Annotated in this window: 28 protein-coding genes and 1 riboswitch; of the genes, 15 read left to right on the top strand and 13 right to left on the bottom strand. The window is 47.9% G+C overall.

The annotated features are described in order from the left end of the window. Positions 1-76: 76 nt before the first annotated feature. Positions 77-1,786, top strand: a complete 1,710-nt coding sequence (gene ggt, locus B3850_RS10055; RefSeq protein ID WP_286911706.1) for a gamma-glutamyltransferase — start codon at positions 77-79, stop codon at positions 1,784-1,786. A gap of 28 nt (positions 1,787-1,814) precedes the next feature. Here the strand turns inward: ggt and rssA are convergent, their stop codons facing one another. Further along, the gene (rssA, locus tag B3850_RS10050; protein ID WP_286873772.1) at positions 1,815-2,792 is read right to left on the bottom strand and encodes a patatin-like phospholipase RssA; all 978 of its coding nucleotides are present in this window, start codon (positions 2,790-2,792) and stop codon (positions 1,815-1,817) included. Between the two features lie 79 nt (positions 2,793-2,871). On the opposite strand from rssA, the gene B3850_RS10045 reads away from it, so the two are divergent. Beyond that, entirely contained in the window at positions 2,872-4,182 is a 1,311-nt protein-coding gene (locus B3850_RS10045) for an anti-phage deoxyguanosine triphosphatase (RefSeq protein WP_286911705.1), read from the top strand. Between the two features lie 52 nt (positions 4,183-4,234). On the opposite strand, the gene recA is transcribed toward B3850_RS10045, so the two are convergent. After that, positions 4,235-5,317 carry a recombinase RecA gene (gene recA / locus B3850_RS10040; protein WP_053953527.1) on the bottom strand — a complete coding sequence of 361 codons (1,083 nt, stop codon included), beginning with the start codon at positions 5,315-5,317 and terminating at the stop codon, positions 4,235-4,237. Positions 5,318-5,415: 98 nt separating this feature from the next. Further along, positions 5,416-5,922: a CinA family protein gene (locus B3850_RS10035; protein ID WP_286873176.1), complete on the bottom strand. Its 507-nt coding sequence runs from the start codon at positions 5,920-5,922 to the stop codon at positions 5,416-5,418. A gap of 31 nt (positions 5,923-5,953) precedes the next feature. Here B3850_RS10035 and mutS point away from each other — a divergent pair, with 31 nt between their 5' ends. Beyond that, complete coding sequence (gene mutS / locus B3850_RS10030; RefSeq protein WP_286873172.1) at positions 5,954-8,530, top strand: DNA mismatch repair protein MutS; 2,577 nt, start codon at positions 5,954-5,956, stop codon at positions 8,528-8,530. Between the two features lie 55 nt (positions 8,531-8,585). Here the strand turns inward: mutS and rpoS are convergent, their stop codons facing one another. The 9 genes from rpoS to ftsB all read right to left on the bottom strand — a co-directional run bounded on the left by rpoS (position 8,586) and on the right by ftsB (position 15,103). Continuing rightward, positions 8,586-9,575, bottom strand: a complete 990-nt coding sequence (gene rpoS / locus B3850_RS10025; protein WP_286873171.1) for an RNA polymerase sigma factor RpoS — start codon at positions 9,573-9,575, stop codon at positions 8,586-8,588. A 78-nt stretch (positions 9,576-9,653) separates the two neighbouring features. Further along, on the bottom strand, positions 9,654-10,538 hold the full coding sequence (locus tag B3850_RS10020; protein WP_339612178.1) for a peptidoglycan DD-metalloendopeptidase family protein: 885 nt from the start codon (positions 10,536-10,538) through the stop codon (positions 9,654-9,656). 20 nt (positions 10,539-10,558) lie between these two features. Then, entirely contained in the window at positions 10,559-11,143 is a 585-nt protein-coding gene (locus B3850_RS10015) for a YqaA family protein (RefSeq protein WP_286873167.1), read from the bottom strand. Further along, positions 11,140-11,775: a protein-L-isoaspartate(D-aspartate) O-methyltransferase gene (locus tag B3850_RS10010; protein WP_414654257.1), complete on the bottom strand. Its 636-nt coding sequence runs from the start codon at positions 11,773-11,775 to the stop codon at positions 11,140-11,142. The genes B3850_RS10015 and B3850_RS10010 overlap by 4 nt, the downstream gene beginning before the upstream one ends. 8 nt (positions 11,776-11,783) lie before the next feature. Further along, positions 11,784-12,536, bottom strand: coding sequence for a 5'/3'-nucleotidase SurE (gene surE / locus B3850_RS10005; RefSeq protein ID WP_053953521.1), 753 nt, complete (start codon positions 12,534-12,536; stop codon positions 11,784-11,786). After that, positions 12,533-13,588 carry a tRNA pseudouridine(13) synthase TruD gene (gene truD / locus B3850_RS10000; RefSeq protein ID WP_286873161.1) on the bottom strand — a complete coding sequence of 352 codons (1,056 nt, stop codon included), beginning with the start codon at positions 13,586-13,588 and terminating at the stop codon, positions 12,533-12,535. Before truD ends, surE begins: the two co-directional genes overlap by 4 nt. Continuing rightward, a complete protein-coding gene (gene ispF / locus B3850_RS09995; RefSeq protein WP_058579265.1) occupies positions 13,588-14,067 on the bottom strand; it encodes a 2-C-methyl-D-erythritol 2,4-cyclodiphosphate synthase in 480 nt (159 codons plus the stop codon). The genes truD and ispF overlap by 1 nt, the downstream gene beginning before the upstream one ends. Positions 14,068-14,079: 12 nt before the next feature. After that, positions 14,080-14,817, bottom strand: a complete 738-nt coding sequence (gene ispD, locus B3850_RS09990) for a 2-C-methyl-D-erythritol 4-phosphate cytidylyltransferase (RefSeq protein ID WP_286873159.1) — start codon at positions 14,815-14,817, stop codon at positions 14,080-14,082. A gap of 4 nt (positions 14,818-14,821) precedes the next feature. Next, positions 14,822-15,103, bottom strand: a complete 282-nt coding sequence (gene ftsB / locus B3850_RS09985) for a cell division protein FtsB (protein ID WP_053953517.1) — start codon at positions 15,101-15,103, stop codon at positions 14,822-14,824. 92 nt (positions 15,104-15,195) lie between these two features. On the opposite strand from ftsB, the gene B3850_RS09980 reads away from it, so the two are divergent. Genes B3850_RS09980 through B3850_RS09970 form a run of 3 tightly spaced genes read left to right on the top strand, consistent with a single transcriptional unit; the run spans position 15,196 to position 16,709 of the window. Then, the gene (locus B3850_RS09980) at positions 15,196-15,921 is read left to right on the top strand and encodes a sulfite exporter TauE/SafE family protein (protein WP_058579267.1); all 726 of its coding nucleotides are present in this window, start codon (positions 15,196-15,198) and stop codon (positions 15,919-15,921) included. Positions 15,922-15,939: 18 nt separating this feature from the next. Beyond that, positions 15,940-16,245 (top strand): DUF2007 domain-containing protein, encoded by a 306-nt coding sequence (locus B3850_RS09975; RefSeq protein ID WP_058579268.1) that lies wholly within the window; start codon positions 15,940-15,942, stop codon positions 16,243-16,245. Between the two features lie 38 nt (positions 16,246-16,283). Continuing rightward, a complete protein-coding gene (locus B3850_RS09970; protein WP_273270026.1) occupies positions 16,284-16,709 on the top strand; it encodes an MAPEG family protein in 426 nt (141 codons plus the stop codon). Positions 16,710-16,729: 20 nt separating this feature from the next. Here B3850_RS09970 and B3850_RS09965 read toward each other — a convergent pair whose 3' ends face one another. Beyond that, a complete protein-coding gene (locus B3850_RS09965) occupies positions 16,730-17,386 on the bottom strand; it encodes a Fe2+-dependent dioxygenase (protein ID WP_053953513.1) in 657 nt (218 codons plus the stop codon). A gap of 79 nt (positions 17,387-17,465) precedes the next feature. On the opposite strand from B3850_RS09965, the gene B3850_RS09960 reads away from it, so the two are divergent. The 9 genes from B3850_RS09960 (at position 17,466) to thiS (ending at position 25,857) form a co-directional block, all read left to right on the top strand. Further along, complete coding sequence (locus B3850_RS09960; RefSeq protein ID WP_273270028.1) at positions 17,466-18,260, top strand: hypothetical protein; 795 nt, start codon at positions 17,466-17,468, stop codon at positions 18,258-18,260. Positions 18,261-18,417: 157 nt separating this feature from the next. Continuing rightward, entirely contained in the window at positions 18,418-18,810 is a 393-nt protein-coding gene (locus B3850_RS09955; RefSeq protein ID WP_053953511.1) for a c-type cytochrome, read from the top strand. Positions 18,811-18,843: 33 nt separating this feature from the next. Further along, positions 18,844-19,995, top strand: coding sequence for a multicopper oxidase domain-containing protein (locus B3850_RS09950; protein ID WP_053953510.1), 1,152 nt, complete (start codon positions 18,844-18,846; stop codon positions 19,993-19,995). A 10-nt stretch (positions 19,996-20,005) separates the two neighbouring features. After that, on the top strand, positions 20,006-20,791 hold the full coding sequence (locus B3850_RS09945; RefSeq protein WP_058579273.1) for a formylglycine-generating enzyme family protein: 786 nt from the start codon (positions 20,006-20,008) through the stop codon (positions 20,789-20,791). Continuing rightward, positions 20,788-21,438, top strand: coding sequence for an SCO family protein (locus B3850_RS09940; RefSeq protein ID WP_058579274.1), 651 nt, complete (start codon positions 20,788-20,790; stop codon positions 21,436-21,438). Before B3850_RS09945 ends, B3850_RS09940 begins: the two co-directional genes overlap by 4 nt. A gap of 52 nt (positions 21,439-21,490) precedes the next feature. Continuing rightward, a riboswitch (TPP riboswitch) is annotated at positions 21,491-21,606 on the top strand. Between the two features lie 92 nt (positions 21,607-21,698). Beyond that, a complete protein-coding gene (thiC, locus tag B3850_RS09935; protein WP_286873137.1) occupies positions 21,699-23,408 on the top strand; it encodes a phosphomethylpyrimidine synthase ThiC in 1,710 nt (569 codons plus the stop codon). Next, the gene (gene thiE / locus B3850_RS09930) at positions 23,405-24,925 is read left to right on the top strand and encodes a thiamine phosphate synthase (RefSeq protein WP_286911703.1); all 1,521 of its coding nucleotides are present in this window, start codon (positions 23,405-23,407) and stop codon (positions 24,923-24,925) included. The genes thiC and thiE overlap by 4 nt, the downstream gene beginning before the upstream one ends. Continuing rightward, positions 24,915-25,673, top strand: coding sequence for a HesA/MoeB/ThiF family protein (locus B3850_RS09925; protein WP_286911702.1), 759 nt, complete (start codon positions 24,915-24,917; stop codon positions 25,671-25,673). Before thiE ends, B3850_RS09925 begins: the two co-directional genes overlap by 11 nt. Further along, positions 25,657-25,857: a sulfur carrier protein ThiS gene (thiS, locus tag B3850_RS09920; RefSeq protein ID WP_053953505.1), complete on the top strand. Its 201-nt coding sequence runs from the start codon at positions 25,657-25,659 to the stop codon at positions 25,855-25,857. Before B3850_RS09925 ends, thiS begins: the two co-directional genes overlap by 17 nt.

Here is a 25,857-nt window from a genome sequence, read left to right as displayed (position 1 = left end):
GGTGACGCCTCACCCTACTCGATGTTTCTAACTGTCGGTCTATAGTGAATACAACACAGTTAACAAGGTAAACACTATGGCACGATTGAATATTATCGCTTCAGCCGCTCTCGCTTTTACATGTGCGGCGTCTACCCTACCCGCTGCGGCCAGTGACCGTATAACAGGTCATCACTTTGCCACTCGCTCGGAAGCTATGGCTCCAAACGCCATGGCAGCGACAAGCCAACCGCTTGCCACACAAGTCGCACTGGACGTTATGCAGGAAGGCGGCAATGCGATTGATGCAGCCATTGCTGCAAACGCAGTGTTAGGCTTAGTTGAACCGACCGGCAACGGTATTGGTGGCGATTTATTTGCCATTGTATGGGACGCCGAGTCAGAAAAGCTCTATGGACTTAATGCCTCAGGCCGTTCGCCGAAAAGTTTGTCGCTGGAATATTTTAAAGAAAACGGCTATGAGTCAATTCCCCCTCGTGGCGTATTACCGCTGTCTGTTCCCGGTGCGGTCGATGGCTGGTTTGAACTTCATGACCGTTTCGGTCAGTTAGACATGGAAAACGTGCTTCAACCGGCTATTAACTATGCAGAGTCAGGCTTTCCAGTGACTGAAGTTATTGCCTACTACATGGGTCGAAACGCCGCAGTGCTGGCCGACCAACCCGGGTTCGCTGATGTTTTTATGAAAGACGGCGACGTTCCTGAAAAAGGTGAGCGTTTTAAAAACCCCGACTTGGCCAATACCTATAAGCTCTTAGCTAATGAAGGCCGCGATGCTTTCTATAAAGGCAAAATTGCACGCACAATAGATGCCTTTGTCGAAAAACACGGTGGCTTTTTATCTTACGAGGACTTAGCGGAGCATGAGTCGACTTGGGTTAACCCGGTTTCGACCAACTATCGTGGTTATGACCTCTGGGAGCTGCCACCGAACACCCAGGGAATAGCGGCTCAGCAAATACTCAATATACTTGAGCAGTACGACATTAGCAGTATGGGCTTTGACAGCCCTGAGTACATTCATCACTTCGTCGAGGCTAAAAAGCTAGCATTCGAAGATCGTGCGAAATACTACTCTGACCCGGCATTTAATGATGTGCCTGTCGAAGGGCTACTGGACAAAGGTTACGCTAAGGAGCGCGCAAAACTCATTAATCCGGAGAAAGCCGGTCGTTCATACGAGCCAGGTAAGCCGCCGACAGAGGGCGACACCATTTACTTAACAACCGCTGACAAAGACGGCAACATGGTATCGCTTATTCAAAGTAACTACCGCGGCATGGGCTCAGGAGTAACACCGACAGGTTTAGGGTTTGTTTTGCAGAACCGTGGTGAACTGTTTGCGCTGGATGCGAATCATCGCAATGTGTTTGAACCAGGTAAACGCCCTTTCCACACTATAATTCCCGCATTTGTGACCAAAGACGGTAAACCATTAATGAGTTACGGCGTTATGGGCGGCGCCACACAACCTCAAATGCATGCACAAATTCTCATTAACATGATTGATTTTAGTATGAACCTACAAGAAGCCGGCGATGCCCCTCGTATTCTGCATACAGGTTCAAGCCAGCCAACTGGTTCTTTCATGTCCGACGGCGGTGTTGTCAGTCTGGAAAACGGCTTCTCTAAGAACACTCGCCGCGAACTGATAAAAATGGGACATACGCTGCAGGAAGCTGTCGGTCCTTATGGCGGCTATCAGGCTATTTGGAAAGACCACGAACAGGATGTTTACATTGGCGCTTCTGAAAGCCGCAAAGACGGACACGCAGCCGGCTACTAAAGGATACGTTTGAAAGTTTGGGCGCCGCTTAACCGCGGCGCTCTCTGTATAACTCAATTTCATCCATAATCAAATCACGCATCCGTGTGGTAGTGTCATAACCAATATCAATAGCTTCCTGCCCACGATAAAACTCCATAATGCCGATATGGCCAAGTTTGGGCTGCACTAAAATATCCGGCGGATCGCCCGCCATACGTGCCTTAGTAATACGCTCCTGCATGATATCAATAGAACTTGCCATGACACTGAACATACCCGGCGCTTTATGACCATTGCTTTTAAAACGCTCTTTAAAGCTGTCTAAGTACTCTTTACTGCCCGACCACAGGTTATCGAAAAAGCCATTATCGTCTTCCGCATGTTTTTCTATTTCTGCTTTTTCCTTCTCGAGTTGTTCAGCCTCTGTTTGCGGCGGAATACTGCGACCTCTTCTCTCTACCGCCCGGGAGTTCAACTGAGAATTCAAATGCACGGCTATAACAAAGTCAGCACCCAGGGCCCGACACAGCGACACGGGAACAGGGTTAACCAGTCCACCATCAATTAACCAGCGTCCGTCAAATGCTTTAGGTGAGAGAACCCCAGGCATGGCGCAGGAAGCTCTCGATGCGTCGTATAAATCCCCTTTCCGTAACCAAATCTCACGGCCACTGTAGAGGTCTGTTGCCACAGCGCCATAAGTAATAGGTAGGTCTTCAATATTTCTTTGCCCGAACTCTTCCCGAGCATGGTTAAATACTTTTTCGCCGCCGATAATGCCGCCTTGGTTAAACCCAAAGTCCAGTAGGTTGAACACTTCCCAGCGACTCATTCCCTGCACCCATTGCTCTATTTCAGCTAGGCGACCAGACGCATAACCCGCTCCAACTAGTGAGCCAATGGAAGTGCCTGCCACCATATTAATGCGCACACCCATTTCTTCGAGGGCTTTAATAACACCAATATGTGACCAACCACGAGCCGCTCCAGAGCCTAGAGCTAATGCAACTTTCACTTCCGACATGTGATTTTTCCCACTTTTTTAATTTGTTTAAGTATCGTACTATGATTACTGAGTTTTCAACAACCTACCTGAGCTATCTATGCCCTGGACTGATCGTCAAGTTAACACATTAAGCAATCGACCCAATGACACCCGTACCCCATTCCAGCGAGATAAAGCCAGAATATTGCATAGCGCCGCATTTAGACGGCTGCAGGCAAAGACTCAAGTTATGTACGTGGGTATGCACGACTTTCCAAGAACTCGTTTAACCCACTCATTGGAGGCTAGCCAAATTGGCGCAAGCCTTATTGTTCATTTAAGTCACCGGCACCCTGAGCTTTCAAAGTCACTTGAGTTTTCGGAGCCTCTGCTGGAGTCATTATGTTTGGCACATGACATTGGTCATCCGCCCTTTGGTCATGGCGGAGAAATTGCGCTGAACTACATGATGCGCAATAACGGTGGTTTTGAAGGTAACGGCCAAACCTTTCGTATAGTTACCAAGCTCGAAGCCTACACGCCAGAGCATGGCATGAATTTAACCCGTCGCACTTTACTCGGGTTACTGAAATACCCTGTTCTAGCCAGCCAGGTTCGCCGCGAACAATTACCTGAAGATGTCAGTAACTTTAAGCATTTACCGACGCGGCAATGGTTGCCCCCTAAAGCCTTATATAACGATGACGTCGCCCAATTAGACTGGGTGCTTGCCCCATTATCGACTAGTGACAAACAAGCCTTTCAGGCACTTTCAGCAGAGCCACAAACCACTAAACACGGCCGCAGCGCGTTAAAAAGCGTTGATGCCTCTATTATGGAAGCGGCTGACGATATTGCTTATGGCGTACATGACCTCGAAGACGCCATAGTTGTTGGGCTTATTCAGCGCGATCACTGGATGAAGCATATGTTCGACAGGTTGCGGTCTTTGGAAAGCTCACTGCCTGACTTTAACGCTGAATCGCTGACTCATGCTCTGTTTTCTGATGATCATTATGAGCGCAAAGGAGCCATTGGTAGCTTGGTCAACCGCCTGGTTACTTCTGCAACCTTAATAAAAACAGACAACGACTTTGAATGTCCGTTGTTACAGTACCAAGTTGCACTTGGAGATGCCGAGAAGCACCTGCTTAATGCACTAAAAGAGTTCATTTTTAAGTGGGTTATTCGAAAGCCTGAAATGCAAGCGCAAGAGTTTAAAGGGCAGCAAATAGTTATGGAGCTGTTTGATGTGCTTTCTGTAGAGCCAGAAAGACTGCTTCCAGAAAATACTCGCTTACGCTACCTGCACGAACAAGAGCATGGAAACAATGCCCCTCGGGTTATTTCAGATTACTTATCTGGCATGACCGACGCTTATGCGGCAAAGCTCTACCAACAACTCTTTGCAATAACTCCCTCAATTTAAAAGGCCCCGGATAAATCCAGGGCCTTTGTACTTTCATTATTAACGACGCAACTTACAACACGTTGTCATCGCTTGACTCTGTAGAGTTTTCAGCTTCTTTTGCAGCTGCTCTCTCCGCTTCACGATCTTCTTTGGTTCTCTTTTCAGGCTTTGACAGCAAGAGTTCACGTATTCTGCTTTCCAATTCGTCCGCTATTTTGGGGTTTTCTTGCAAGAATTTCATTGAGTTTGCTTTGCCCTGGCCAATTTTATCGCCTTTATAGCTATACCAAGCGCCCGCTTTATCAACCATCTTGTGCTTAACACCCAGGTCAATCAGCTCGCCTTCTTTAGAAATGCCCTTACCATACAAAATTTGGAAGTTTGCTTCTTTAAACGGAGGCGCAACCTTGTTCTTAACCACTTTCACACGAGTTTCGTTACCGACAACTTCATCGCCTTCTTTCAAGGCACCCGTACGGCGAATATCCAAACGAACAGAGGAATAGAACTTCAGTGCGTTACCACCCGTTGTGGTTTCAGGGTTACCGAACATCACACCAATTTTCATACGAATCTGGTTGATGAAAATACACATAGTGTTCGATTTTTTAATGTTTGACGTTAATTTACGAAGCGCTTGTGACATTAAACGCGCCTGCAAGCCAACATGGCTATCGCCCATTTCGCCTTCTATCTCGGCCTTAGGTGTTAAGGCAGCTACAGAGTCAACAATTACAACGTCAACAGCACCGGAACGAACCAACATATCGCAAATTTCCAGTGCTTGCTCTCCCGTATCAGGCTGAGACACAAGTAAGTCATCTACGTTAACGCCTAGAGCTTCAGCGTAGATAGGATCGAGAGCGTGCTCAGCGTCAACAAAGGCGCAGGTTTTCCCCATTTTTTGGGCTTCAGCAATAACTTCTAAAGTCATTGTCGTTTTACCACTGGACTCCGGTCCATAAATTTCTATCACTCGTCCAAAGGGTAAACCACCAATGCCAAGAGCAATATCTAGCCCTAACGAACCTGTTGAAACAGAGGCAATATCCAACGTCTGGTTGTCACCCAACCGCATGATAGATCCTTTACCAAATTGACGTTCGATTTGCCCGAGCGCTGCATCCAACGCTTTTTGACGATCATTGCTCATTTTAAGCTCCGCATTAATTACTGGTTTTATACACAGTATACTGTACGTTTTTACAGTATCAAGTATTCATTAAAAAGTTTTATGAAATGACAGCTAAGTTACTGTAATAAAAACTGATTTATTGCTTTCCCCAAGACTTCGTCGATGGTTTGGCTTCTCACCTTCTGTCTATTCCCCGTGAAAGTTTGCGACCAAACTTCCTCGCAATCGGGTCCAACTAAAGCCATCCAAACCAGTCCCACCGGCTTTTCGGCGGTACCACCGCCGGGCCCTGCCACACCACTAACCGCAATAGCCCACGACGTATTGCATTGAGCCTGGGCGCCAAGCGCCATTTGTTTCACACACTCAGCCGATACAGCCCCATCTTGTTCAAGCGTTTTCTGACTCACATTCAGTAGCTGTCGCTTAAGGTCGTTAGTATAGGTGATTAATCCGCCATTAAACCAAGCAGAACTTCCCGCCACTTCCGTAATAGCGTATCCTATTCCTCCTCCGGTACAGGACTCTGCAGTAGCAATTGTTTGCTCTTTTTCTAACAAGCACTGACCGAGCTGTTCCGCGAGTTCTAAGGTTTGCGGCGTAATAACTGTGGTTGTTACCATAACATTGGCTCCAGATAAAAATAACTCAACTATGCCTGATTTTTCTGAAAAACATATCCAATCACATACCCCAATGATGCAGCAATACTTACGTATAAAAGCGCAACATGCGGACATGCTTTTATTCTATCGCATGGGGGATTTTTATGAGCTATTTTATGACGATGCCAAACGTTCGGCAGAACTTCTCGATATTTCTTTGACCGCTCGCGGGCAAAGTAACGGTGAACCCATTCCAATGGCTGGTGTTCCCTATCACGCGGTCGAAAACTATTTAGCGCGACTCGTCAATTTAGGCGAATCTGTCGCTATTTGTGAACAAGTTGGCGACCCTGCCACGAGCAAAGGGCCTGTTGATCGCAAGGTCGTTCGCATTGTTACGCCGGGTACAGTAACCGACGAGTCGCTACTGGCCGAACGACAACAAAAACTGTTAGTCGCTATATCGGCCTTAAAAGACGACCTTTATGCAATTTCCAGCCTGGAGCTTAGCAGCGGACGTTTTTGGTTAACTCAAGCTAATTCCCACGAGCAACTGGCCGCAGAAATGCAACGTCTGGAGCCGGCAGAGCTTCTCTACCCAGACACTTTGTCGTTAACTGGCTTGCCGCTGGCCAAAGCAAACTGTAAACGCCGTCCAGCCTGGGAGTTCGAACAAAAAACCGCCTTTGAATTACTAACCCGACAGTTTGCTACGCAGCATTTGGAAGGCTTTGGGCTTAAAGCCGACGAACCTACATTAGGAGCGGCCGGGGCTATTCTTCACTATGTTAAAGAAACTCAGCGCTCGGCGTTGCCGCATATTCAGTCGATTGTTACAGAGCACCCTAATGATGCCCTTATTCTGGATGCTGCTACTCGCCGTAACCTCGAGTTACAACAAAGCCTGGGCGACGCTAACACGCATTTATCGGCAGTATTGGATAAAACAGCCTCGGCCATGGGCAGCCGCCAGTTTCAACGTTGGTTACAACGTCCAATTCGAAATCAGCAAGCCTTAAATAAACGCTACGATGCGGTTTCAGCTCTATTGGAAAATAACGCTTACGAGCCTTTGCAAACCAGCCTGAAGTCGCTGTCAGACATTGAGCGTATCGTTGCGCGGGTTGGTTTAAGAACCGCCAGACCTAAAGACTTTGCCCGTTTAAGAGACAGTCTGAAACAGCTCCCTGATATTAAAAGCCAATTACAGCACCAAAGTCTCAACCAATTGAACGAGGCTATTTTGCTTTTCCCTGAAGTAGTTGACCGCTTAGAGCGCGCTATTATCGATAACCCGCCTTTACTGATAAGAGACGGCGGCGTTATTGCCGAAGGCTACGACAGTGAGCTGGATGACCTGCGGGATCTAGCCACCGGTGCCACCGACTACCTGCATCAGCTGGAGCAGCGGGAACGCCAACAAACCGGTATTGCGACCTTGAAAGTTGGCTATAACAAGGTGCATGGTTACTTTATTGAAGTTAGCCGACAAAATGCAGACTCAGTCCCTGATCACTACCAGCGTCGCCAAACATTAAAAAACACAGAACGCTATATTGTTCCTGAGCTGAAAGAGCACGAAGACAAAGTACTCAATGCGCAGGCGCGCTCGTTGGCTCGAGAAAAGTGGTTATACGATCAGCTCTTTGAGCAGCTTATGCCGCACGTCGCTGACTTACAAAGAACCGCCTCGGCGTTAGCTCAGCTAGATACGCTCAGCTGCTTCGCGCAACTAGCGAACAACTGGAACTATTGCCGCCCAGAGCTGACGGATGAGTCGAGCCTGATAGAACTTGAGCAAGCCCGCCACCCGGTTATTGAGCAGCTCAGCGAGACTCCTTTTATAGCCAACGACGTTGCCTTAAACGATACACAGCGCATGTTAATGATTACCGGACCCAACATGGGGGGTAAGTCTACCTTTATGCGTCAGGCAGCGCTGATTGTTATTCTGGCGCACATGGGTTGTTACGTTCCTGCAAGCGCCGCTCGCATTGGCCGCATCGATCGAATTTTTACGCGTATTGGTGCATCTGATGACCTCGCTTCTGGTCGCTCGACCTTTATGGTCGAAATGACAGAAACGGCAAACATTCTGCACAATGCGACGCCAAATAGTCTGGTGCTTATGGATGAAATTGGTCGAGGAACGTCAACCTACGATGGCTTGTCGCTTGCGTGGTCCTGTGCTGACTATCTGGCTCAAAAGCTGCAATGCCTAACTCTGTTTGCCACACACTATTTTGAGTTAACAGAACTGGCAGATGAACTCCCCGCGACCAGTAATGTGCACGTCAATGCCAAAGAGCACGGCGATACCATCGCCTTCCTGCACACGGTTACTGAAGGTGCTGCAAACCAAAGTTTTGGTTTACAGGTTGCGAAATTAGCGGGGGTTCCGGAGAACGTTATTCAACAAGCTAAACTTAAACTAAAAGAGCTGGAGACGGCGCATCATGGGAGCCACAATTCAGTTCCGGCTGAGACCAACGAAAAGCAGCCCAGTTTGCCGCTTGAACCCACACAGCCAAACCCCATTTTAGAGCAGCTGAAAACAACCGACTTAAATAACTTAAGCCCGAGACAAGCACTCGATTTACTCTTTAGTTGGCAAAACAAACTCTAGAAACAAAAAGGGCTCGGTTTTATCCGAGCCCTCTCTTTAAAACAGTTATGCCAAATTATTGCCCGGAAAAAAGGGCATCCAGCGTCAGTCCCTGCTGCTTCAGAGAATCTCTTAGCTTTCTTAGCGCTTCCACCTGAATTTGGCGAACCCGTTCCCGAGTTAAACCTATTTCACGACCAACGTCTTCAAGCGTTGAGGCTTCGTATCCTAATAAACCAAAACGACGCGCCAAAACTTCTTTCTGCTTAGAGTTCAACGAATCCAACCAATCGGTAATGTTAGCTTTCAAGTTCTCGTCTTGCAGTACACCCTCTGGGCCGTGGTCATCCTCGTCAGCGAGAATATCCAGCAGAGCTTTATCGTTTTCACCGCCAACCGGAGTGTCGACAGATGCAATACGCTCGTTCAAACGCAGCATCTTAGTAATGTCACCCACAGGCTTATTCAGACTTTTTGCAATATCTTCAGCTGTCGGCTCATGGTCGAGCTTGTGCGCCAGCTCGCGCGCTGCGCGTAAGTAAATATTGAGCTCTTTAACCACATGAATTGGCAAACGAATAGTTCGCGTTTGATTCATAATTGCCCGTTCTATTGTCTGGCGTATCCACCAAGTCGCGTAGGTTGAAAAACGGAAGCCGCGCTCTGGATCAAACTTTTCAACGGCGCGGATAAGACCCAGGTTACCTTCTTCAACCAGATCTAATAGCGCTAAACCTCTGTTTGAGTACCGGCGGGCAATTTTAACCACCAAGCGAAGGTTGCTTTCAATCATGCGTCGGCGGGCGGCTTTATCACCTTTTAACGCACGACGTGAATAAAAGACCTCTTCTTGGGCGGTCAATAATGGGGAGAAGCCTATCTCACCTAAATAAAGCTGAGTGGCATCCATTTTCTTTTGGTACTGACTTGAGGACGATGACAGCGCCTCTTCTAACGCCTCGTCAGAGCTCGTTGCGGACTGCTGCGCCTCGTCTGTGTTTTCAAGTAGCGCTTCTTCCTCGCTGATTTCGATAGTGTCGACTGCTTCTTCCTTTATCTGGCTCATAACAAGCTCCTGTTAATCTGAAAACCGTGTTACTGCACACGTCGACCTCCATATCTTGTTATTATTATTTCCACGTCACTAGCGAGAGCTCGGTAAATAATGCTCAGGATTCACCGACTTACCTCTGAAACGAACCTCAAAATGCAACTTCACTTGTTTAGCACCTGAGTCGCCCATGCGAGCTATCGTTTCACCCATGTCCACCCATTCTTGCTCTTTCACCAGAATGTCCTCATTGTGGGCATAGGCTGTAATGTAATCATCGTTATGTTTCAAAATGATTAAATTACCAAAACCTCTAAGCGCATTTCCGACATAAACTACTTTACCGGCCGCCGCAGCTTTTACAGGATCGCCCCTGTCACCGGCGAAATCGAGACCTTTATTACCTCGATCTTTCAGTGAAAAACGTTCAATAACCTTACCTGTCGACGGCCATTGCCAGGCTAACTCAGCGTTACTTGGCATTGCCGCTTCAGACCTTACCCGCACCGGTTTTTGACGGTTCTGTTTGCGAGTATCGGCTTGTTTTTTCACTGTTTTTTTCGTGTCTACTTTTTGACCATACTCTTTCTTCTGAGTCTTGGCAACGGGCGTTTTTATATTATTTTGTGCGTTCTTTGCTCTTTCTTTATTACTTTGAGGTCTTTGAGTCGGTTCACTGGTGCCGGTATTTTTTGCACTGCCCACTAAGTCCAGTGTCTGCCCCGGGTAAATCGTATAAGGCCGGCTTAAGTTATTCAGGCGGGCTATGTCATCGACATCCATATTGGCGCGAAAAGCAATTGAGTAAAGTGTTTCACCTTTTTGTACCTCGTACTTTTTCGCATTCAAAGAGTTGGGCTGAAAGTCACGATAGGTTTTGCCTGTATATAAGGTGTCAACGGGAGCTGGTTGAGAGCGACTGCTGCAGCCTTGCAGCACAATTGGCAGCAAGGCAAGCACTATAAGACTCTGTAACATCCCGTTTTTCAATCGCATCCCTAAACCAATTGCACCACTATGTAAGCTACTAACAATAGTATTACCAGTGACCAGCCTATTCGATCAACATATTCACGAAGTTTTACAGCCATTTTAGGGCCACCCGTTTTGAGCAACCATGCCACCAGATAAAAGCGCAAACCGCGACTAATAACCGAGGCTAATAAAAACGGGAAAAATGCAATTTGCATAACACCCGCTGTCACCGTAAATAATTTATAGGGAATAGGCGAAAAGCCGGCAATAAAAACTATCCAAAAGCCCCAGGTTGCAAACCAACTTTTGACAGTGTCCAGCTTGCTTTCATACCCCATAGTCTCTACAGCGGGTAAAACAACAGTTTCAAACGCCCAGAATCCAAGGAAGTAACCCAGCACCCCACCAGCAGCTGAGCTCACCGTGGTTAAAAATGCCAAGCGCCAGGCTTTGTCCGGTTGCGTCATTGCCATTGGTGCCAGCATCACATCCGGAGGAATGGGGAAAATCACCGACTCGGAAAAACTGAGTAAGGCCAAAATTGTTTTAGCCCGGGGGTGTTCAGACCAACTTAATACTTTGTCATAAAGCGCAGAAAACAGCTTCAACTGAGCTCTCCTTTCACCAAAGGTACAAACCGAACATCACCAATTTGCTGTTGTTCAACGCTGTCACCGAAACGGCGAATTACCGTCAGACTTTGTGCTTCGTCCTTATCGCCAACAGGGATAATCATGACACCACCGTCGGCTAACTGTGCCACTAAGTCAGAAGGTATTTCACTGGCGGCTGCAGTGACAATAATACCGTCAAAAGGCGCTTTACTGCTCCAGCCTTTCCAACCGTCGCCATGACGCATTGACACATTGTGCAGGTCTAGTTGGCGTAAACGGCGCTTTGCCTGATACTGCAACTGAGCAATGCGCTCCACACTAAACACCTTATCCACCAACTGCGCCAGTATCGCCGTTTGATAACCAGAACCCGTGCCTATTTCCAGTACATTATGGCAATTGTGTTGCATCAGTAACTGGGTCATGGTCGCTACCATCAATGGTTGCGATATCGTTTGTCCATTACCAATGGGTAACGCTGTATTTTCATAGGCTTTATGCGCCAACGACTCCGGCATAAACACATGACGTGGTGTCTCGGCTATAACCCGCAACACCTCCTGATTGGTTATACCTAAATCAGTCAACTGCTGTATCAGTTTTTTGGCTCTTGCCTGGCCACTCATTGTAGTCATCATTTTTTCTGATCTAACCACTCCGTTAGCGTGTCAGTATGGCGTTGAGCTGTCATATCCAGACTCAAAGGCGTAATGGAAACATACCCCTCGTTAATGGCAGCAAAATCCGTTTGCGGTTCGTCGCTGGTGTGGTGCCCAATAGGCCCGTACCAGAAAATCTCATTACCGAACGGGTCACGGTCATGAACCATGGTATCGGCGCGGTGACGACGACCTAACTTGGTCACTTTTGTACCTTTCAACTTGTCGTAAGTGGTATAGGGTACATTAATGTTCAGCACGGTATCTAAACGCAGCGGCGCTTTTTCCATATCAGCGACAATATCAGCAACAACTTTTGCCGCAGTTTCATAGTAGTCGTGCCCTCGTCCCCCCATCGACACAGCAATGGATGGCAGTCCCATAAAGCGCCCTTCCATAGCGGCAGCGACGGTGCCGGAATAAAGAACATCGTCGCCCATATTTGGGCTGTCATTAATGCCAGAAACGACAATATCGACATCTTCCGCTATTGGCGAGTTAGTGCCTAAGTGAACACAATCTGTTGGCGTACCATTGACCGAGTAAAAGCCATTGTCGAGTTTGCGAATGCGCAGCGGGTTATGCAGCGTTAACGAGTTACTAGCGCCGGAACAGTTTCTGTCAGGTGCTATTACCCGTACTTCTGCAACCTCTTTGAGCGCTAAATAAAGCGCGCGAATTCCCGGAGCATGTACACCATCATCATTACTCAATAGAATTTTCATCATTTGTGTTCACCACTTATCGTCGCAATTTCATTCAAAATCGTTGTCGCATAGGCGCCAGATGGTAGGGTAAAGCTAAGCTCAACGGTGCTACCGTCAAGTTCTTTTAGCTCTGGCTCACCCGGGATGACTTTCCACGCGCGTCGCCCCTCATCAACCCGAAGCTTAGCAAGTGCCTCTATCCAGCTCTGGTAAGGCTCGAGCTGCTTGTCCTCAAAGTCAGCCGACTCACCCGCGCTCATCGACTTATTGGCAGACCCCGGCAGCGGCAGCGCTATTTCAATATCCTTACTGGCAAGTCTTTGTTTAAGCTCATGGTCCCACTGCTCAACAGTAAACATCGAGTTAGAGCCAGCTAACATTGCGCAATCGCCCTCCAATAAGGAATCTGCGCCCAGCTGTTTTGCACGCTCTGAAGCCATTAAATTAAATAAGAAACTCCGTAAGGCCGACAAATAAAGTCCGCGCTTGGCTTTTGATAAACGTTTTGGACGACTGGCCATAATCCAACGCTCAGCCGCAGCCACATTGTCACCGTTGCGTCCAAAGCGCTGTTCGCCAAAGTAATTAATGGCGCCGTTTTGCGTGACCTGCTTCCAGCGCTCTTTTAACAGCGCCATGTCGCTAACACTGTGCAAGCGAATGATAAACCTATTGCCACTATGCAAACCGCTACGCAGCTTTTTCGTGCGTCTTATGACCTTCTCAATCGTCATTTCGTCATCGTTCAGCGACTGCCAGTCCAACGTGTCTTTACCGGGTAGCTGTATCGAAAACCATTGCCAGGTGACCGCTTGTCGGTCTTTCAGACCGGAGTAACTGACCTGTTTTGGCGACACGCCGGCAAAACGGGCAATTTTTTCAGCACAAAAGACAGTATTGGCCCCTCGCTTTCTAACCCAAAGCCACTGATGCTCTCCGTCGTGTTCGTCTTCGACAGTCAGTTGCTCTATAACCTGAAAGTCTTCAGGGCTCGCTTTGAAAGTTGCGCTCGGCTTCTCACCGGCATTAAGAGTGGCTAGTTCCTGACAGTTAACCGTTTCGGGAGCAAGCATTAAAACGACTCCATCAGTACCACTGCGTGACAGGCAATACCTTCTTCACGCCCCACAAAGCCCAGCTTTTCGGTTGTGGTTGCTTTTACATTGACGTTATCAACGCAGGTTTTTAAGCAGCCTGCAATGCGTGCGCGCATATCATCTATGTGCGGAGCCATTTTTGGCGCTTGAGCAACAATGGTTACGTCAATATTGCCCACCTGAAACTCTTTCTGCTGACACAAGTTCACGGCATGCTCAAGAAGTTGTGCGCTGTCAGCACCTTTGTATTGTTCATCGGTATCCGGGAAATGCTGACCAATATCGCCTAATGCCAGAGCCCCCAGCAGTGCGTCAGTCACTGCATGAAGAATAACATCGCCATCTGAATGTGCTTCCAGCCCCTGCGAGTGAGGAACCTCAATACCGCCTAAAATCAGCGGCTTATCAGCCCCCCACCGATGCACGTCGTAACCATGACCCACTCGAATCTTCATTGAGTTATTTCCTTACTCCGTCGTTGTAGATGCCAGCAGCCAGCTGGCAACACATTCAAAATCTTCGGGATGCGTAACTTTTACGTTTTTAAAAGCCCCTTCCACTAGCACCGGTTGGTAACCCAGCCATTGCATCGCTGATGCTTCATCCGTCAGTTGCGGATTATGAGCCCCCATGTGTTTAATACCATTTAACAGTGCCTGTGCCTGGAACAATTGCGGCGTCTGTGCCTGCCATAAGTGTTCACGATCAACACTTTCTTCAATGTGGGCTGCCATGCCACTCGATGTCATTGCACGTTTTAAAGAGTCACGAACCGGAATCGCTAAAATAGCACCATGCTGACTGGCTGTTCCGCTATCAATGACTCGCACTAACGCTTCTTTGTGCAAGCAAGGACGTGCAGCATCGTGAACCAGTGCATGAGTTGCTCCCTGTGCCACAGCGTACTCAACACCTCTACAAACTGACTCAGCACGAGTATCACCACCACTGATATAAGTAACGGGTTGTGCCACGTGAAATTCAGAGGCATTCGGCAAGTCGCTTGAGTCAGGATCTGACACGGCCACGATCACTTCCGTCACGCGAGGGTCAGCGCATACCGCTTCGATGCTGTACTGTAATAAGGTTTTACCGCCAACGGTTAAAAACTGTTTAGGAATATTGCTTTGCATTCGGCTGCCATGGCCGGCTGCCGGTATAACCGCTTTAATGTTGCAGTGTTCGGTGGGCTCTGTACTTTTCATATCATTATTGTGCTCTGTCCGGAACCAGACGGAAGAATACTTCGTCCTTTTTAATCATTCCCAGTTCATTGCGAGCACGCTCTTCAAGCGCATCTTCACCGTCACGCAGGTCTTCAATGTCTGCGTAAATCAGTTGATTGCGCCGTTCGAGATTTTCATTGGTTACTTTTTGGTTGCTGACTTCCTGTTGCAAACGCCAATAATCTGGCAAACTGTTTTTCCCAAACCAGAGACGGTATTGTAGTGCCAGGAATAAGGTCAACAACACGACCAGAGTCACCCGCATGCTCAGCTCCGTTGTTATTATTGTTATCATTATGAAGACTATTGCAGCGACTGAAAAGCCGTTTTCAAACATTAGCAATAAAAGAGGTTAAATTGGAGTATTTTGCCGCCGCATTAGTATTCTTTTTTGCCGCTATGCTGCAAGGCATTAGTGGTTTTGGCTCCGGCTTGCTCGCCGTTCCTATTCTGGCTTTATGGTTCCCTATTAGCGTTCTTACGCCTGCATTATCCGTTATTAACATCATTGTTGGTGCCTGGATATACTGGAAAAACCGTGAAGCCGCACGTCCGTCGCAATGGAAGTGGCTAATTATATCCGGCGTTATCACATCAATTATTGCGGGCTCCTTATTACTCGCTATTGATGACCAACTAATTAAACTGGTGCTTGGCTGTGTGATTTTGGCGGTGGCACTTGCACTTGCCAGCGGTAAACAGTTTCCAACAGCTGAGCACGCGCCGGGACACATTGCGGTAGGCAGTAGCTCCGGTATTTTAAATGGCTTAATGACACTCGGCGGTCCACCCATAGTTCTGTTTTTGGCAAACGCTCGTATTCCTAAGCAGCAGTTCAGAGCCACTTTAAGTCTGTTTTTTTGTTGTATCGCTATTGCTAACGTGTTTAATTTTTCGCGGCAGGCCATCTACGCAGAAGCACACTTTTACCTTATTTTGAGCCTATTGCCGGGCGCGCTCATTGGCGCAACAGTCGGTCACAGGCTCCAGCATCATGTTTCGGAATATCGCTTTCGTCAATTAACGCTAGTATTAATGGTGCTGTCCGGTGTTAGTGTATTGGCTCAAAGTATTAGCTCGTAAAATGACTTGAAGGTAGCTATGACGTTAATTTATACCCGTGAAAACAAACTTTTAGTGGAAAATGCGCGTAATGTATTGCGCATGAACGGCATAGAAACCGTTATGAAAAATGAGTTTTCCAGCGGTGCGGCCGGAGACTTAGCACCATTGGACACCTGGCCAGAGCTTTGGTTGGTTGATGACACGCAACTCCATACTGCTCAGAAACTTATTCAGCAACTGGAAGAACAGGCACGTGGTGACGACTGGCGCTGTAACCAATGTCAGGAGCTCAACGGGTCAGCTTTTGAAGTTTGTTGGAATTGTGGCGCAGCTGCGAGCTAGCCGAGCGCACCTTAAAAATAATAACGAAGGAGATAACAATGAACGGATCTGAAACCTATTTATTAGCTTACTGGGGCGCTTTTGCAGCTCTGGTTATTTTATTGGTTCAGTGGCTGGTCGCTAGTGGTCGCAAAGCCAAACAACCAGGCGCCGTTCCGGGAAAAATTAATGAGTCACTCAGTCACGACTCATTCGTTTTTCGTGCGCACCGGACATTTATGAACTCACTTGAAAACTACCCTCTTATGCTGGGCACTACCTTTCTGGCGTTTTTTGTGGGGGCAAGTGCATTCTGGACGGCGCTGCTGATTTGGGTATTTGTGGGAGCACGCCTTATTCACATGGTGCTTTATTACGCTATTGCCACCGAAAAGAACCCTAGCCCACGTAGCTATTTCTTTATGATTGGTCTATTCGCTAATATTGCCTTACTGGTCGTTTGCGGTGTAACACTAGCCAGCTAAGCATTCAACGTGGGCGGTATTTAAATATCCGCCCACTCTCTCATTAGGTTATGAAACACTTTTGTTAACCGATCAAAGTTCTCAGACTTACCATTAGCATCAAATTCCACTTTCAACGATTGCTCAACGTCAAACAAAAGCTCCCGGTGGCTAGGGTGTTTTATCACGCTTTGAATCCAGCCTATCATTGCCAGACGAGCTCCCTGGGTCACCTCATTAACCCTATGGAGGTAATGGCTTGGGTATATCAATATATCCCCTTTTCCCAGACGCCAGCTTCTCTCACTGCTGGTATCTTCAATAACCAGTTCACCGCCCTCGAACGTATCAAGCTCTGATAAACCCAGCGTAAACGAAATGTCGGTGCGTACACCGTTCATCAGGGAGTCGTCCATGTGAGTACCATAGTACTGACCCACTTCATAACGATTAATACTACAACGAGCCACATGCTTTGGTCGCATAGCCGACTGAACCAGAGGGTTTGTGTGAAGCTTCTCTAATAATAGATCGGTTGCTGCTTTTGCTTTTTTTCCAGTCAATTGCTGGTTGTTCTTAACCTCTTTTGCAGCCCAGCCTGCCGTCGCTTTGCCGTCACCGAATTGCTCTGCCGATAAACCTGCCACCAGGCTGTCAATAACAGCTTCATCCACCGCTTTTTGAATATGAAGTATCATAGTTTTAACTTGCGAATAGTTATCATTTCTGCAAATATACACGAGTTCCGTCACTCAAAAAAGCACATAAGGTTTTTCTATGTTTGAGAAGAAAAAAGTTTGGGTTGGTGTTGGCAGCGTTTTAGCGACAACCATGGCAGCATCAACCGCTAATGCAGCGCCTTTAACTCAGCCAAACGCTGCACCTGCGTCTTTTATGGCAGCGCCAATGGCTGAAGGCGAAATGGCTGCGCCTGAAATCGACTTAAGCACCAATGACACTGCGTTTTTAGCGCAACTGGGATTTATTCGTGGTCACCTTTGGGTTGGCATGAAGCTTTATGAAGAGGGCCATATTGAAATGGCGAAAACTCACATGAAGCACCCAGGGGATGAGCTCTACGCGGGGCTAACTGAAGCCTTTAACGACCGTGGTCAGCCTGGCTTTGCCGATGAGCTTGAAGCATTAGCTGATAGCGTTATCAACGACAACAGTAAAGACGTTGTCATGAACAATTACAAGGTACTGCTTGATGCTATCAGCGCGCACGAGCCTATCGCCGATATGACAGCAAAAGGTGTGCTGTTAAGCGTCGCTACTATGCTAATGGCAACCGCCGATGAGTACGCTGTGGGTATTCAGGAAGGTAAAGTTGCGCAAGTACATGAGTATCAAGACGCACTCGGCTTTAAAGAAATTGCGCTCAATCGCTTAGAGAGAATTAATAGCGAAGAAGCAGAAAAGGCCTCTGAAGCGATTGAAGAAACCCGCAGTGTTCTGAAATCATTAACAGACCTTTGGCCGACCATTACACCAGAAGGTGAACTGCAAGGTGATGCCAGCAAGATCTATGGTGCGGCGTCACGAATTGAACTCGAAGCTCGCAGTATTTAAACAACTTTCTATCCCCTCGCTTACCCCGGGGTATACTCCCTCATATACCCACTCTATACCCCAGGGAGTAAGCGACTTTTACCTCTTCGTTTCACTCGTAAAAACCCATTAAAACAGTATTCTAGAGGCATCTTAAGTCAGTCACTGAGGTGTCATTATGAACATTCAATCCACTTTAAAAATAGCTGTAGTCGCAGCCTCTGCTTTCGCATTCTTCTTCGCACAACCTGCTGAAGCTGCAGACGGAAAAAATGCCTACAAAAAATACTGTCAAGCATGCCACCAACCAGCAGGTAAAGGGTTGGCAGGCGTATTCCCGCCACTTGCAGATAACCCAAATATTAAAGACAAACCCGATTACATCGCCCAAACCATTGTAAAAGGTAAATCGGGTGCGGTCACTGTCAACGGCACTACTTACAACGGCTCAATGCCTCCCATGGCGTACCTGAAAGACACAGACATTGCCGCCATTGTGAATTACGTCAATACCGAACTGGCTAACGGCAGCAGCACAATTCAAGCAGACGCTGTCGCAGGCTCTCGTTAATTTTAAATATCATATAAACAAGGAAGAGCAGTTATGAAATCTCTCAGTCTCTCAGTTATTAGCGCGTCTATTCTAGCAGCCGCAGCCTCTGTTTCAGCCCCTGTTGCTTTCGCTGACACTGAACTTAAGCACGACAGTGAATATGTCATTGACGGCAAAGTTTATGGTTTACCTGAAGCTAAAGTCTACCGCGAAGACTACAGTGGCCCCGCAGTTGTTGGTGACTATCTGACTCAAGTGCCTAATTTGGCAAAACTCGACTATGAAGGCAACAAAACGCACAACGTTCGCATGGACGTATTTTCACAAAAAGTGGAAGTTGCACCAGGCGTGAGCTACTCAGCATGGACATTTGGCGGCTCAGTACCCGGTCCGGTTTTGCATGTTCGTGAGGGTGACCGCGTTATTTTCAAAATGAAGAACCGCTCTGACGAAGAAGTAACTATTACTAAGCCAGTCAAAAATGGCTCGCCATTCTTGCAGCAGGTTCAGGCAAATACTTATCAGAACAACCAGCCTGTGGTTAACCCAATGCCTCACTCAATGGACTTCCACAGTGGCACTGTCGCGGCTGAAGACAAATGGCGCACTATTTCACCAGGCGAAACTATTGAGTTTGAATGGATTGCCAACTATGCCGGTACTTACATGTACCACTGTGGTACTTCCAGCGTGTTAATGCACACTGCAATGGGTCAGTACGGGGCAGTCGTTGTATCACCCAAAGACGGCTACCCGACAGAGCCGGACAAAGAGTACGTGTTAGTCCAGTCCGAACATTACTTAGAGGAAGTCGCTGAAGGTCAGTTCATATACAACCACGATGCAGCACTGAATCGCCAGCCTAGCCACGTTACTTTTAATGGTCACGTCGGTGCACTGAGTGACTCACCATTACGTGCTGATGAAGGCGACCGTGTGCGCTTACACGTATTAAACGCAGGACCTTCAGGCACTTCAAGCTTCCACGTTATTGGCGCTATCTTTGACCGAGTTTGGTACGAGGGCGACCCACGTAACGAATGGTATGGCATGCAGACTGTTCTGCTGGGCGCAAGCAACAGCGCAACTATCGACTTCATTGTGCCGGAAGAAGGCATTTACAAGCTGGTTGATCACGAATTTGCTGACGCAGAGCTTGGAGCGGCCGGCGCACTTATTGCCGGCCCACGTAAAGACAAATAAGGAGACGGTTATGGTTAAGTGGCTTGGAGTTGCGGGACTTATGTTCTCGACGCTAACAGCGTCACCGCTAGTACTCTCAGACCCAGTCCGTATTAACGGTGGCGAGTTTGAACCTCCAGTTCTGTTGGACAAGGAACGTCTTAGCATCGAAATTAATAGTTTCATGCTTGACGCAACTCCGGTCACTAACCAACTTTTTCTCGATTTTGTTAAAAATCATCCTAAGTGGCAGCGAGATAACATCGCTGCCCTGTTTCACGACGGAAATTACTTAAAGCACTGGCCGCAAAACAACGTCTACCCTGACGGTCAAGCTGAGCATCCGGTGACTTATGTGTCCTGGTTTGCTGCACGCGAGTATTGCGCCGCACAAGGCGGTCGTTTGCCCAGCCTCAATGAATGGGAATACGCTTCCGTTCAGTATCGTCAGCAACAAAATATAAGCGACGATGACTATGCGCGCGATTTATTCGCCTGGTACAGCCAGCCTCAAAGCGATGAACAAAGGGTGAACGTTAATGCCACTGAACTCAGCCACATGTATGACCGGGTCAACGAATGGGTCGAAGACTACCAGTTGCTGTTAACTAACGGCGATGACGTTGATTTATTGTCAGGCTCTTGTGGCGACGGGGCTCGCTTCTTATCGAGCTTTACCAAAGCCAATTACGCCACTTTCTTTCGGTATCAGTCTCGTAGCGACTACGCACCTCAGAGCTCAACCAGCACTATGGGTTTTCGCTGCGCTTACGACATTTCTTCTGACACTATTGCCAGTAACGGAGACCAATTATGAATAACCTATTTAAACCAGCCGCTTATGCCGCATTGGTTCTATCAAGCGCCCTGCTTGCATTGGCTCCGGCTGTAGCACAAGACCATTCTCAGCATAAGCCCGGGCATGAGAATCATAAAAACCACACCTCGATGAAAGCCGCAAAAGTATCGCATTCTTCATCGGTGTATCAGGTTGATGCGCACTGGATAACACACAAAGGTGAGCATATGACACTGGCCGACTTGCAAGGCCAACCGGTTATTGTCTCAATGATATACGGCAGCTGCACCACCGCCTGCCCCGTTCTTGTCAATGACGCTAAACGTCTTTACACCAGTTTAAGTGACAAAGCCAAAGAGCAGGTTAAGTTGGTTATGGTCAGCTTCGACAACTCTCGCGACACACCTAAAGCTTTGGCTGACTATGTTAAACAGTACAACTTGAACAGCGATAGTTGGGTCTTTTTACATGGTGAAGACCAGGACATTCGGACCTTAGCGACTGTCCTTGGAGTTCGCTACAGAAAGCGTCCTGACGGCGACTTCGACCATAGTAATTTAATTACCGTTTTGGACAAAAACGGTGTTATTGAACACCGCGTTGAAGGCTTAGGTCAGCCAATGGATAAAGCCGCAAAAGTCGTTGATACATTGATACAGCAGTAACAGTTCACGCTTTCGCTGTTGCATTAAGCTGAGTATTTTGTTCCACTAAAAAGGAATCTTGTCGGAGTGCCTCGTTACTCAAAAAGTAACAGGCTGAGACCGCAAAAAGCGGGATCCGTTGAACCTGTTCAGGCTAATACCTGCGAAGGGAACAAGAGAGCAACAGCCAGGGATTCTCCCTTTTTCAGCGCTGTTGTTCCTTTCAACACTCCTGACAAGCATCTCTAAACCCTGTTATTTTTTTAGCTGGAGAGAATGCTATGTCATCAACAAACCGTCAAAACCGCCAACAGGCAGAGTCCTTTTTATCGTCTGTTTCAGGCCGTTACTTTCCTAACTCTACGCGCGAATTTATTCAAGGCAGCCAGCCTGACATTCATGTGCCATTTCGCCGTATTCATTTAAGCGAAACTTTGCATCAGCCAACACCAGGCGTAACACCACCACCCAATTTACCCGTCGACGTTTATGATACATCCAGTGTCTACGGTGACCCTAACTCAGTCGTCGATGTAAAAACCGGACTCAAACCACTGCGATCAGGCTGGATAAGCGCGAGGGCTAAAAATGCCGACAAAAGCGGCGTGACACAGCTAGCCTATGCGCGCCGTGGCATTGTGACTCCCGAAATGGAATTTATTGCGTTGCGGGAAAACATGGGTCGGGAGCATTTAGACAACCCGGTAACCCCGGAATTTGTTCGTGATGAGGTTGCCAAAGGTCGCGCCATTATTCCGGCCAATGTGAACCACCCGGAATCTGAGCCTATGATCATAGGTCGTAACTTTTTGGTGAAAGTGAACGCCAATATCGGCAACTCGTCGGTTAGTTCTTCCATTGAAGAAGAAGTGGAAAAGCTCATTTGGGCAACACGCTGGGGAGCCGACACAGTCATGGACTTATCCACTGGCCGCAACATTCACCAAACTCGTGAGTGGATCCTCCGAAACAGCCCTGTTCCCATTGGAACTGTTCCTATCTATCAAGCTTTGGAACGGGTTAACGGCATTGCTGAAGATTTAACCTGGCCGGTATTTAAGGACGTCCTTTTGGAGCAAGCCGAACAAGGCGTTGACTACTTCACCATTCATGCCGGCGTACTGCATGACTTTATTGAGCTGACGGCTAACCGGGTGACTGGGATTGTCTCACGCGGTGGTTCAATTATGGCCAAATGGTGCATGGCGCACCGTCAGGAAAGCTTCCTGTATGAACATTTCCGCGATATTTGTGAAATATGCGCAAAATATGACGTATCGCTGTCACTGGGTGACGGCTTACGCCCAGGTTCCATTGCCGATGCCAATGACGATGCCCAATTCGCTGAACTGCGTGTTTTAGGCGAACTGACTCAAATAGCCTGGGAATATGACGTGCAAGTCATGATTGAAGGTCCTGGCCATGTGCCCATGCACAAAATTCAGGAAAACATGGACGAGCAGCTTAAGCATTGCCATGAAGCGCCTTTCTATACACTGGGACCATTAACTACTGACATTGCCCCCGGTTATGATCATATTACCTCCGGCATCGGTGCCGCCATGATTGGAGCCTTTGGCTGCGCCATGTTGTGCTACGTCACGCCTAAAGAACACTTGGGACTCCCCAACAAAGAGGACGTTAAACAAGGACTCATTGCTTACAAAATTGCAGCGCATGCGGCTGATCTGGCGAAAGGACATCCAGGCGCTCAGGCAAGGGACGATGCTATGTCTAAAGCCCGCTTTGAGTTTCGCTGGGAGGACCAATTTAACTTAGCTTTGGACCCAGTCACCGCGCGCAATTATCACGATGAAACCTTGCCGCAAGAGTCCAATAAAACAGCGCAATTCTGCTCAATGTGTGGCCCTAAATTCTGCTCCATGAAAATTTCTCACGAGGTTAGACAGTACTCTGGGCACTTAGGGAATGAACGCATCGATGTCACCTTTAAAGATGCCACGGCTGACGAAGTTGGAGCGGAGTCATGACTGACGCACCTTCTGAAAAACCTGTGGTTTGGACTATCGCAGGCTCTGACAGCGGCGGTGGCGCCGGCATTCAGGCCGACTTAAATACGTTTAGAAGCTTTAAATGTCATGGTTGCAGCATTATTACCACCGTAACGGCACAAAACTCTCTAACAGTAACGGGTTTGTATGAGTTAAGTGGCAATGCGATTGACGAGCAACTCAACTGCCTACTTAACGACTTGCCACCCGCGGCCATAAAAATTGGCTTACTCAGTAACCGTGAACAATTGGATGCGGTTGTCGATTTTCTAAGCCGCTGGCCCGACACAATAGAACGTCCTTTTGTGGTGTGGGATCCCGTTATGATCACCAGCCACAATGATACGTTATCAACGCTGACACTCGCGCAAAGTCACAGACTATTAACTCTAGTCGATTTACTCACGCCAAATACTGACGAACTGTCGTGGTTGGCCGACACTGAGGTAACCGATAAAAGAAGTGCGTTGAATGCGGCGGCGGCAGTTATTGAAAAAGGGGCGAACAGTGTTCTGGTAACCGGCCTTGAAACTGAGCAATACGGTAAAAATAAGATAGTCGATATTTACCTGTCTAAACGCCCTCTTCTCGGTGAGCCCTATCTTGTTTACTCGCAAGAGAAAGTCTTTACCAATAATAACCACGGTACCGGCTGCACGCTTTCGTCCGCCGTTGCTGCCGCAGCAGCGCAGGGATACCCGACAGAAGACGCTATCACACTGGCCAATACCTATGTTCATCACGGTTTATTGAGGGCAACCAGAATTGGTAAAGGCCCCGGGCCGGTTGCTCATACCCTTTGGCCAAACAACCTAAAACACTTTCCGAATATAGAGGCTACTAACCTGCCTGTGCCAGGTTCAGAATTTCCCAGACTTAATAAGTCACCGGGTCTATATCCCGTTGTCGACTCTTTCAAATGGGTGCAGCACTTATTGCAGCTTGGCGTTAGAACACTGCAGTTAAGAATAAAAGGCAAACCCTCAGACTCTATAGAGCTGGAGATAAAGCGCAGTATTGAACTGGCTCGGTCGTATCAGGCACAACTCTTTATTAATGACCATTGGCAGCTTGCCATAAAACACGGTGCCTACGGCGTTCACCTGGGTCAGGAAGATTTACAAACGGCTGACTTACAAGCGCTTCATTCAAACGGCCTTCGGCTGGGTATTTCCACTCACAGTTACACCGAAATACTCATCGCTTTGCGGTATACCCCCTCTTACGTAGCGCTGGGGCATATTTTTGCAACGCAAACCAAAAAGATGCCATCAAAACCGCAAGGGCTGGAGCGTTTGACGAGTTATGTTTCTTTACTAAAACCCACTGGCATACCCACTGTGGCTATTGGCGGCATCTCTAAAGAGCGCATTGCGCACGTCAAACAAACCGGTGTTAACGGCATAGCTTTAGTTAGCGCCATTACAAAAGCTGCGAACACCGAAGCCGCCGTTAACGAGCTGCATCAGGAGTTGGAGGCTGCCTATGCTGACTGACCAACAAGCTCTACGCTACAGCAGCAACCTACTTATCGATTCCATTGGTGAGCGTGGGCAGCAGCGTTTACTCGACAGCCAGGTACTGATTATTGGGTTAGGAGGTTTAGGAACTCCTGCCAGCCAATATCTGGCTTCATCCGGCGTTGGTCAGCTCACGTTAATGGATCATGACCATGTGTCACTGAGTAACTTACAACGGCAAACCTTATACGGTAGTGCCGATATTGGCTCGCTCAAAGTTACGCAAGCCGAACAACGCTTAAACGAGATTAACCCAGACGTCGACATTACGACGTTATCGCAGGCTGCTTCTGAGGACACTCTCAGAGACCACATTGGCACATCTGATATCGTGCTCGACTGCACCGATAATCGCGACACTCGATACCTCATTAACCGTTACTGCTACTGGTTGAAAAAACCACTTGTTTCAGGCGCGGCACGGGGGTTCAACGGGCAAGTATTGGCATTAAAGCCAAGCGCCGACCATGGTTGTTATCAGTGTCTGTACCCGGCCTCGGTTAAAGAGCCGCTTAACTGCACTAATGCCGGCATTGCTGCTCCTATCGTTGGCATTATAGGAGCCATGCAGGCACTACTCGCTATTCAATACCTAACGCTACACGAGATGCCCTGGGGTCGGCTGCAGTCGTTTGACGGCCTTATTCACCGCTGGCAGCAAGCCGAGTTGCCAAAGTCTACAACATGCCCAATTTGCGGAGGTGAACATGCAAATAACCGTTAATGGCAAACCTGAAACAGTCAACAACTCGCTGCGTTTATCGGAATTTTTTGAGCATCAACAAATTAACACTGCGGCTATTGCTGTTGCCGTCAACGGCGTTGTTATCCATCGTGAGAATTGGCATGAACATAGGCTGAATAACGATGACTCACTGACCATTATTCAAGCGGTTGCAGGAGGTTAA

Origin of the sequence: Idiomarina sp. UBA4520, from assembly GCF_002388365.1 — a bacterium.
GTDB classification, from domain to species: Bacteria; Pseudomonadota; Gammaproteobacteria; order Enterobacterales; family Alteromonadaceae; genus Idiomarina; species Idiomarina zobellii.
The sequence above is the reverse complement of the archived record's forward strand: the minus strand, read 5'-3'. Positions and strand labels throughout refer to the sequence as shown.

Excerpts from the sequence above, each read along its gene's own strand:
- ggt (WP_286911706.1), top strand. The coding sequence starts at position 77 with ATGGCACGATTGAATATTATCGCTTCAGCCGCTCTCGCTTTTACATGT.
- rssA (WP_286873772.1), bottom strand. The coding sequence starts at position 2,792 with ATGTCGGAAGTGAAAGTTGCATTAGCTCTAGGCTCTGGAGCGGCTCGT.
- B3850_RS10045 (WP_286911705.1), top strand. The coding sequence starts at position 2,872 with ATGCCCTGGACTGATCGTCAAGTTAACACATTAAGCAATCGACCCAAT.
- recA (WP_053953527.1), bottom strand. The coding sequence starts at position 5,317 with ATGAGCAATGATCGTCAAAAAGCGTTGGATGCAGCGCTCGGGCAAATC.
- B3850_RS10035 (WP_286873176.1), bottom strand. The coding sequence starts at position 5,922 with ATGGTAACAACCACAGTTATTACGCCGCAAACCTTAGAACTCGCGGAA.
- mutS (WP_286873172.1), top strand. The coding sequence starts at position 5,954 with ATGCCTGATTTTTCTGAAAAACATATCCAATCACATACCCCAATGATG.
- rpoS (WP_286873171.1), bottom strand. The coding sequence starts at position 9,575 with ATGAGCCAGATAAAGGAAGAAGCAGTCGACACTATCGAAATCAGCGAG.
- B3850_RS10020 (WP_339612178.1), bottom strand. The coding sequence starts at position 10,538 with ATGTTACAGAGTCTTATAGTGCTTGCCTTGCTGCCAATTGTGCTGCAA.
- B3850_RS10010 (WP_414654257.1), bottom strand. The coding sequence starts at position 11,775 with ATGAGTGGCCAGGCAAGAGCCAAAAAACTGATACAGCAGTTGACTGAT.
- surE (WP_053953521.1), bottom strand. The coding sequence starts at position 12,536 with ATGATGAAAATTCTATTGAGTAATGATGATGGTGTACATGCTCCGGGA.
- truD (WP_286873161.1), bottom strand. The coding sequence starts at position 13,588 with ATGCTTGCTCCCGAAACGGTTAACTGTCAGGAACTAGCCACTCTTAAT.
- ispF (WP_058579265.1), bottom strand. The coding sequence starts at position 14,067 with ATGAAGATTCGAGTGGGTCATGGTTACGACGTGCATCGGTGGGGGGCT.
- ispD (WP_286873159.1), bottom strand. The coding sequence starts at position 14,817 with ATGAAAAGTACAGAGCCCACCGAACACTGCAACATTAAAGCGGTTATA.
- ftsB (WP_053953517.1), bottom strand. The coding sequence starts at position 15,103 with ATGCGGGTGACTCTGGTCGTGTTGTTGACCTTATTCCTGGCACTACAA.
- B3850_RS09975 (WP_058579268.1), top strand. The coding sequence starts at position 15,940 with ATGACGTTAATTTATACCCGTGAAAACAAACTTTTAGTGGAAAATGCG.
- B3850_RS09970 (WP_273270026.1), top strand. The coding sequence starts at position 16,284 with ATGAACGGATCTGAAACCTATTTATTAGCTTACTGGGGCGCTTTTGCA.
- B3850_RS09965 (WP_053953513.1), bottom strand. The coding sequence starts at position 17,386 with ATGATACTTCATATTCAAAAAGCGGTGGATGAAGCTGTTATTGACAGC.
- B3850_RS09960 (WP_273270028.1), top strand. The coding sequence starts at position 17,466 with ATGTTTGAGAAGAAAAAAGTTTGGGTTGGTGTTGGCAGCGTTTTAGCG.
- B3850_RS09955 (WP_053953511.1), top strand. The coding sequence starts at position 18,418 with ATGAACATTCAATCCACTTTAAAAATAGCTGTAGTCGCAGCCTCTGCT.
- B3850_RS09950 (WP_053953510.1), top strand. The coding sequence starts at position 18,844 with ATGAAATCTCTCAGTCTCTCAGTTATTAGCGCGTCTATTCTAGCAGCC.
- B3850_RS09945 (WP_058579273.1), top strand. The coding sequence starts at position 20,006 with ATGGTTAAGTGGCTTGGAGTTGCGGGACTTATGTTCTCGACGCTAACA.
- B3850_RS09940 (WP_058579274.1), top strand. The coding sequence starts at position 20,788 with ATGAATAACCTATTTAAACCAGCCGCTTATGCCGCATTGGTTCTATCA.
- thiC (WP_286873137.1), top strand. The coding sequence starts at position 21,699 with ATGTCATCAACAAACCGTCAAAACCGCCAACAGGCAGAGTCCTTTTTA.
- thiE (WP_286911703.1), top strand. The coding sequence starts at position 23,405 with ATGACTGACGCACCTTCTGAAAAACCTGTGGTTTGGACTATCGCAGGC.
- B3850_RS09925 (WP_286911702.1), top strand. The coding sequence starts at position 24,915 with ATGCTGACTGACCAACAAGCTCTACGCTACAGCAGCAACCTACTTATC.
- thiS (WP_053953505.1), top strand. The coding sequence starts at position 25,657 with ATGCAAATAACCGTTAATGGCAAACCTGAAACAGTCAACAACTCGCTG.